At 66.6% G+C, this 7287-nt stretch carries 4 protein-coding genes; 2 read left to right on the top strand and 2 right to left on the bottom strand.

All coding sequences use genetic code 11. The annotated features are described in order from the left end of the window. Positions 1-71 precede the first annotated feature (71 nt). Together P0D62_RS13170 and P0D62_RS13165 are read right to left on the bottom strand one after the other, a co-directional pair. Positions 72-1436 (bottom strand): sensor histidine kinase, encoded by a 1365-nt coding sequence (locus P0D62_RS13170; protein ID WP_275703007.1) that lies wholly within the window; start codon positions 1434-1436, stop codon positions 72-74. A 40-nt stretch (positions 1437-1476) separates the two neighbouring features. Beyond that, a complete protein-coding gene (locus P0D62_RS13165) occupies positions 1477-2751 on the bottom strand; it encodes an aspartate kinase (RefSeq protein WP_275703006.1) in 1275 nt (424 codons plus the stop codon). A gap of 129 nt (positions 2752-2880) precedes the next feature. On the opposite strand from P0D62_RS13165, the gene P0D62_RS13160 reads away from it, so the two are divergent. Continuing rightward, positions 2881-3882: a Gfo/Idh/MocA family protein gene (locus P0D62_RS13160; RefSeq protein WP_275703005.1), complete on the top strand. Its 1002-nt coding sequence runs from the start codon at positions 2881-2883 to the stop codon at positions 3880-3882. Positions 3883-4053: 171 nt separating this feature from the next. Continuing rightward, positions 4054-6609 (top strand): glycogen/starch/alpha-glucan phosphorylase, encoded by a 2556-nt coding sequence (locus tag P0D62_RS13155; protein ID WP_275703004.1) that lies wholly within the window; start codon positions 4054-4056, stop codon positions 6607-6609. The last annotated feature ends 678 nt before the right edge of the window (positions 6610-7287 follow it).

Below are 7287 nucleotides of genomic sequence, written 5' to 3'. Positions count from 1 at the left end.
TACAACCACCACCGCCGGCACTCCTCGCTCGGCTACCTACCCCCAGCCGAGTACGCTCGAAAGTGCACCCATCAAATGGAAACCGACGACTCACAGAGCGTCCGGACCGAATGAAGGGGGCGGCTCAGGCCGAACCAGACGCCGAGCGCAACTCCGATGTCCACCCCCTGATGGCTCGTCAGCACGTTCACCAGGCTCGCCACCACCAGGGGAACCGGAGTCACGGCCACCCTGCGCCGGGCGCGTCTGCTCAGTGGCTCGGGCAGGGGAGGGATGGGGGCGGGCCAGCTCAGGGCGACGGTGGTGCCTCCCCGTTCGTTGCGGTGCAGCTCTGCCGAGCCGCCGACGCTGGTCATACGCTCGACGATGGAGTTACGCCATCCTCCGCCGCGCGACATCGCGTCGTCGGTGGTGAAACCGGGACCGGAGTCGGCGATCTCGACGCGCACCGCCCCGTTCTCCGACCGGATGCTCACCGCCGCCTCGGCCCGGGTGCAGTGTTTGATCACGTTGCGCACGCACTCGCGCGCGGCCTTCCCGATGGCGGTGGCGGGCAGCAAGGGGATGCGTTCGCCGGTCCCGCTCCACGTGATCAGGCAGGGTTCGTCGTCGAGAATTTGGCGCAGATACCCGCCGATGGGTTCGCTGCGAGCCCATTTCTCCTCGTGAGGCACCTCCGGCAGTTGAGTGATCGTCGCGGCGCAGAGGGACCGGGCCTCATCCGGGGTCATGCTGGCCCAAGGGGAGGCCACCAACTGAAGACAGTGCAGGAGCGAGTCGTGCATCTCGCGGCGCAGCCGGGACAACGCGTCCGTTCGGGCCTGCACGGCCTGATCGGTCTTGGTGCTCTGCTGCAGGCTGTCCTTGTAGGCCAGATGATCGTCGACCATCGCCGCCACGACCCTCGTGCCGAGCGTCAGGATGAGGGGCGTCACCAGGGTGAACACCCACATCAGCAGCTGGTCGCGCCAGTCGAACTTCGCCTGCGCGATGACGACGACGGTGGTGCCGATGGCGGCGATCGCGAGCAGGGCGAGTTCGATGCTGCGCGGCCGGAACAGGATCAGATAGACCAGCAGGCTGACCAGCCACACGTCGACCCGCCAGATGACGGTGCCGTCCCAACCCAGCTGGGCGACCATCATCAGCACCAAGCCCGTGATGGCCAGTCCCAACACCGCCGGGAGCAGACGCATCGGGCGCAGGCACTCCGCGATCAGCAGCACCTGGGCTCCGAAGATCAGCACCAGCCCCACGTGCGCAAGAAACGGCAGGTCTGGATTGCCGAACTCGCTCTCGAAACGCAGCAGGCCGCCTGCGATGAAGACCGCCACCCCCACTTCGACGGGACGCTCGAACGGGGGTTGGCCCGGCCGCGGCTGGACGACCAGCCAGCGGGCCACGTCCATAGCGCGTGACCGCCAGGTGTCGCTCACCCCGATGCCTCGTCGTCCTGGATGGTGCCGAGGCTCTCCGTTACCGCCCGGTGCCGGCGTAGACGGTGGCGTTCTCCTCGGCGTCCAGACCGAAGGCGCTGTGCGAGGCGCGCACCGCACGGTCGACGTCCTCGGCCGCCACCACCACGGAGATCCGGATCTCGGAGGTGGAGATCATCTGCAGGTTCACGCCCGCGCCGGCGAGCGCGTCGAAGAACCGGGCGGAGACGCCGGGGTGCGAGCGCATGCCGACGCCGACGGCCGAGACCTTGCCGATCTGATCGTCGTAGAGGAGCTCCTGGTAGTCGATCCGCTTCTTGATCGCCTCCAGCGCGGAGATCGCCTTCTGGCCGTCGGCCATCGGCAGAGTGAAGGAGATGTCGGTGCGGGCGTCCGAGAGCTTGGAGACGTTCTGCACGATCATGTCGATGTTGATGTCGTGGTCGGCGATGGCCTTGAAGATGGCGGCGGCTTCGCCGATCCGGTCGGGCACTCCGGCGACGGTGATCTTGGCCTCGCCGCGATCGTGCGCGATGCCGGTGATGATGGCTTCCTCCATGTGCGGTTCCTTCCGGACCTCGTCCTGGTTCTTCACCCAGGTGCCTTGCTTGTCGGTGAACGAAGAGCGAACGTGGACGGCGACGTTCTCGCGGCGCGCGTACTCGACGCAGCGCAGGTGCAGGATCTTGGCGCCCGAGGCCGCCAGTTCCATCATGTCCTCGTAGCCCACCTCGGGGATGTGGCGGGCGCTGGGCACGATGCGCGGATCGGCGGTGTAGATGCCGTCGACGTCGGAGTAGATCTCGCAGTAGTCGGCCTTGAGCGAGGCGGCCAGCGCCACCGCGGTGGTGTCGGACGCGCCGCGACCCAGCGTCGTGATGTCCTTCGTCGACTGGGAGACGCCCTGGAAACCGGCGACGATCGCCACGTTGCCCTGTTCGAGGCAGGCGACGATGCGGCCGGGCGTGATGTCGATGATGCGGGCGTTGCCGTGCGTGGGCGTGGTGAGCACGCCGGCCTGAGAGCCCGTGTAGCTCATCGCCTCGACGCCGATGTCGGACAGCGCCATGGCCAGCAGGGCCGCGGACTGCCGCTCCCCGGTGGTCAGCAGCATGTCCAGTTCGCGCGACTTCGGCGACGGCGAGACCTGCAGGGCGAGGTCCATCAACTCGTCGGTGGTGTCGCCCATCGCGGAGATCACGACGATCACCTCGTTGCCCTCGGCCCTAGTGCGGGCGATGCGACGCGCGACGCGCTTGATCGACTCCGCGTCCGCCACTGACGATCCGCCGAACTTCTGGACGATGCGACCCATAGCTTTCCTCCTCTTGCCGGGTCAAGGATAGAGCGTGTGGCAGCGGAGGTCACGGCGTCGCGCGTCCCGCGGGATAGGAGCTCGCTCGAAAGCCCTAACCGGGCGGCCTCTGACGGGTAAAGTTGGGCCATGGAAAGCGTTCGATGGGGAATCTTCGGCACCGGTGGCATCGCGCAGGCGGTTGCCGGTGACTTCCAGTTCGTCGCCGACGCGGAGCTGGCTGCGGTCGCGTCGCGAACCCCCGAGCGGGCCCAGGCCTTCGCCCGTCGGCACGGCGTCGCCAGAGCCCATGGCAGCTATCGAGCGATGCTGGACGACCCCGACATCGACGCCGTCTACATCGCCACCCCCAACTCCCATCACCACGACCTCGCCCTGGCCGCGATCGACGCGGGCAAGGCCGTGCTGGTGGAGAAGTCCTTCACCGCCACCTATGCGGGAGCCCAGCGGGTCGTCGACGCGGCACGCGCCAAGGGCGTCTTCGCCATGGAAGCCATGTGGACGCGGTTCCTGCCCGCGATCTCGGCTGCCCGCGAGGTGGTCGCCTGGGGTCGCATCGGCGAGGTGCTCGCCGTGCAAGGCGACCTCTTCGCCTACCGAGACTTCGACCCCACCAACCGGCTCTTCGCCCAGGAACTGGCCGGCGGCGCGCTGCTCGACGTCGGCGTCTACGTGGTGAGCTTCGCTCATGATTTCCTCGGCGACGTCCGCGAGACCCGATGCGAGGCCCGGCTGTACCCCAACGGCGTCGACGCCGCCGCCAGCATCACGCTGCGACACTCCGCCGATGGCCTCTCGTCGCTGGCCTGCGGGCTCGACGGTCCGGGCCCAGGTCGGATGATCATCGTCGGCTCGAAGGGCTGGGTCGAGATCGACCCGCGCTTCCACCACGCCAGCATCGTCACGATCAACCGGCAAGGCGTGCTGCCCAGGATCATCGAGGCACCACCCACCGGCCACGGCTACTGCCACGAGTTCGCCGAGGCCACATTGCGGATCCTCGCGGGCGAGACGGAGTCGCCGACGATGCCCCTCGACGACACCCTCGAAGTGATGCGGATCCTCGATGACTGCCTCCGCTATGCCGGCGTCAGCCACACCGAAGCCGACATGTCCGAGGATCTTCAGTAACGCTCCTTGAGGTGCGAGCGAAGCGAGCCTCGAAAGGAGCGAAACTCGAGAAGGAGTGAGCCTCGACAAGGAGCAGACGCGCAGGTCCAACGGTTCCAGCGCGAGGATCCGCACCCGCCCTGACCCTCGTCGATAATCCCCGTTTCCGATTCAGGCACTAGGCTGTCCGCCATGCCTGAGTTCTCGAACACACAGAACCACGTTGCGGACGAATCTCCGAACACCGATGTGCGCGCACTCGGTCCCACCTCGACTCCCACGCACCCGCTGGCCACCGCGCCCGTCGGCTCTCCCGCTCACTCGGTTGATGGCTTCGTGCGCGAGTTCCTGCACGAGCTGAACACCAACCAGGGCGTGACGCTGTCGCAGTCGAGCCCCAACGACCAGTACCTCGCTCTCGCCAGCACCGTGAAGAACTACCTCATGGCGCGCTGGCTCGAGACCAACCGCAAGACCCACGAGGCCAAGACCAAGACCGTCGGTTACCTCTCCGCCGAGTACCTGCTGGGCCGTCAGCTCGGCAACGCGCTGCTCGCCGCCGATCTGAACGAGATCGCCGACAACGCGCTGCGCCTCTGCGGCCTCGACCTCGCCACCCTGCGTGCGCAAGAGGTGGAGCCCGGCCTCGGTAACGGCGGCCTCGGTCGTCTCGCCGCCTGCTTCATCGACTCCCTCGCCACCATGAACGTGCCCTGCATCGGCTACGGCATCCGCTACGAGTACGGCATCTTCCGCCAGACCTTCGTCGACGGCCGTCAGGTCGAGCAGCCCGACACCTGGCTGCAGCTGGGTGCTCCCTGGGAGTTCCCGCACCCCGAATCGGCCGTCCAGGTCAACTTCGCCGGACATACCGAGAGCTACGTCGGTTCCGACGGCCGCGAGCGCACCAAGTGGGTTCCGGGCTGGAATGTGCTGGGCGTGCCCTACAACTACATGGTCCCCGGCTACCTCAACGGCCGCGTCAACACGCTGCGCCTGTGGTCGGCACAGGCCACCAAGGCGTTCGACCTGCAGATCTTCAACTCCGGCGACTATGCCCAGGCCGTGCGCGCCCAGACCTTCGCGGAGAACATCTCCAAGGTGCTCTACCCCGAGGACTCCACCCCGCAGGGCAAGGAGCTGCGCCTCCAGCAGCAGTACTTCTTCGTGGCCTGCTCGCTGCGGGACTTCCTCGACAACGAGCTCGAAGAGGACTTCGACCTGCACAACCTGCACGAGCGGATCCACTTCCAGCTCAACGACACCCACCCCGTCATCGCGGTGCCGGAGCTGATGCGCATCCTGATCGACGAGAACGACTTCGAGTGGCGCGAGGCGTGGGAAGTCACCAAGCAGTGCTTCGCCTACACCTGCCACACCCTGCTGCCTGAGGCACTCGAGGTGTGGTCCACCGACCTGCTCGGCCGCCTGCTGCCGCGCCACCTGGAGATCATCTTCAAGATCAACGAGCAGTTCCTCGTCGAGGTGCGCGAGCAGTTCCCCGGCGACGAGCTGCGCGCCCGTCGCATGTCGATGATCGCCGAGCACCCGGAGCAGGGCGTCCGGATGGCCTACCTGGCCACCGTCGCCGGCACCAAGGTCAACGGCGTGGCGGCCCTGCACTCGCAGCTGCTGCGCGACAAGGTGCTGCCCGACTTCTCCGAGCTGTGGCCCGAGAAGTTCACCAACGTGACCAACGGCGTCACCCCCCGTCGGTTCGTCCGGATGGCCAACCCTAAGCTCTCGGAGCTGATCAACGACGCCATCGGCACCGGCTGGGTCACCGACCTGGAGCGCCTGAAGGAGCTGGAGCCCTACGCCGACGATCCGGAGTTCCGCGCCAAGTTCGCCGAGGTGAAGGCCTGGAACAAGCGCCGCCTCACCGCGCTGCTGAAGGTGCGCGACGGCATCGAGCTGCCCGACGGCCATCTGCTCGACGTGATGGTCAAGCGCCTGCATGAGTACAAGCGCCAGTCGCTGAAGCTGCTGCACATCGTCTCGCTATACGAGCAGGTGCTCTCCGGCAAGCTCGCCGCCGCCGACCTCACGCCGCGCACCGTCGTGTTCGGCGCCAAGGCCGCTCCCGGCTACAAGATGGCCAAGGACACCATCCACCTGATCAACAAGGTGGCCGCCAAGGTGAACGCCGATCCGATCCTCGAGGGTCGCCTGAAGGTGGCCTTCCCGGCCAACTACAACGTGACCTTGGCGGAGAAACTGATCCCCGCCGCCGACTTGTCGGAGCAGATCTCCCTGGCCGGCATGGAGGCCTCGGGCACCGGCAACATGAAGTTCGCCCTCAACGGCGCGCTTACCATCGGCACGGACGACGGCGCCAACGTCGAGATCCGCGAACTGGTGGGTGACAAGCACTTCTTCCTGTTCGGCATGGACGAGCCGGCCGTGGCCGAGCTGGGCGCCAAGGGCTACAACCCCGGCTCCTACTACGAGTCCAACGAGCAGCTGCGCGGCGCCATCGACCTGATCCTGTCGGGCCACTTCTCCGAGGGCGACCCGCACCAGTTCGACTCCGTCGCCTACAACTGGCTGAACCAGGACCGTTTCATGACCCTGGCCGACTTCGCGTCTTACGTCGAGGCCCAGGGCAAGGTGGAGGAGCGCTACGCCGACCAGGATCTGTGGACCCGTTCCGCCATCCTGAACGTCGCCCGCACCGGCTACTTCAGCTCTGACCGCTCCATGCGCGACTACCTGCGTCGCATCTGGAACACCCAGCCGATGCTCTGACCGGCCGCCCCAACCACGGGTTCCTGTTGAAGCGCATCTGGAACACCCAGTCGGTGCTTCGATCGGCTGCCCCACCCACCAGTCCCTGAGGGATGTCCGCCCGGCAGACAGTCGTGAGCCGAATGGCTGAGTAGCGGACATCGTCTCGAAGGGCTCGCGGGGGCAGCGGGGTCTAGAAAGGGAGGGTTTCCACCGTCTTCGGTGGAAACCCTCCCTTTCTGCTGTGTCAAGCTCTTCGACGTGCCTGTCTCCGGTGGCGTCACGGCGCCTCACACCACGCTCTTCGAGGTGCGAGGCCGTTCGCGGCCGAGCCTCGAGGAGAGCGTGACCGCGTCTGAGGACTGGTGGTCAGGGTCTGGTGGTCGGGACCGTCGTGTTCCGGATGGCGGTGGAGCCGAGGTCTGGATTTATGGCTGGCTGGGTTGGTCGCACTGTGTAATACGTACAGAGCGAGGACTATAGCCAGCCATATGTACGCGACCGTCCAGTTCGTCATCCCTCAGGTCGGTTGGGCAGCTCAGCGATCGGTGACGAAAGCCGCTGACACGCCGTCGGTTGTTGCGAGCAAGCGGGCCGATGCAAGGTGTCGTCGGGATTCCGCCAGAAGCGCTTGAGCGTGTGCTCGGTTGGGTTGGACTCGTTCCAACTGTCCGCGCTGGACAAGAAAGTCGGTGGCCG

The sequence above is a fragment of the Tessaracoccus caeni genome (genome assembly GCF_029211185.1).
GTDB lineage: Bacteria > Actinomycetota > Actinomycetes > Propionibacteriales > Propionibacteriaceae > Arachnia > Arachnia caeni.
Note: the sequence above shows the minus strand (reverse complement) of the source record. Positions and strands in the feature narration are given on the sequence as shown.